The 609-nt window shown below is 73.6% G+C and carries 1 protein-coding gene; it reads left to right on the top strand.

Going from position 1 to position 609, the window contains the following annotated elements:
* Positions 1-475 (top strand): septum formation family protein (locus tag FNQ90_RS26010; RefSeq protein ID WP_182608536.1); only part of this gene is annotated, 475 nt, incomplete at its 5' end.
* Between the last annotated feature and the right edge of the window lie 134 nt (positions 476-609).

The raw sequence follows: 609 nt of genomic DNA, 5'->3' as shown, positions 1-609 counted from the left end.
GGGCAGGGGGTGGGCGATCGCGGCGATCACCTGCACCGCGCTCCCCCTCGCGTTCTCCCTCTTCGTCATCGTCGGCCCGGCGCCGGACGGGATGAAGGAGTGGGCCCGGGAGCGGGTGTTCGGGAACGTCACCACCGAGGGCCACGCCCTCGGCGACTGCCTGCGACTGCACGGGGAGAACGGGGCGGACATCAACGCCCTGGAGACGGTGCCGTGCGACACCCCGCACGATGCCGAGGTGATCGCGATCATCCGGATGGAGGCCGGCCCCTGGCCCGGCGCCACGGAGGTGGAGGTGACGGCGGCCCGGGAGTGCCGGGAGGCGGAAGCCGCCCGGAGAGCCGACCTGCCCGAAGGGGAGAAGTACGCGAATTTCCTCTGGTATTACGTGCCGTCCGAGCGGGGGTGGAACACCATGAACCACCATGAGATCGCCTGCGTCCACTGGGATCCGGAGGTCTGGCCCCGCTGGTGACCGACCCCGCCCGGGGGCCGGGGATCACCGTGCCCCGGCGCGGAGGGTGGTGTCGAGTTCGCGGATGAGTTCGCCGGGGCGCCCGCCACCCGGGGGCGCGGCGGGCCCCGGGCGGTGGAGGACGTCCCCCGCCC

This window comes from Streptomyces alkaliphilus (assembly GCF_014141535.1).
GTDB lineage: Bacteria > Actinomycetota > Actinomycetes > Streptomycetales > Streptomycetaceae > Streptomyces > Streptomyces alkaliphilus.
The sequence above is the reverse complement of the archived record's forward strand: the minus strand, read 5'-3'. Positions and strand labels throughout refer to the sequence as shown.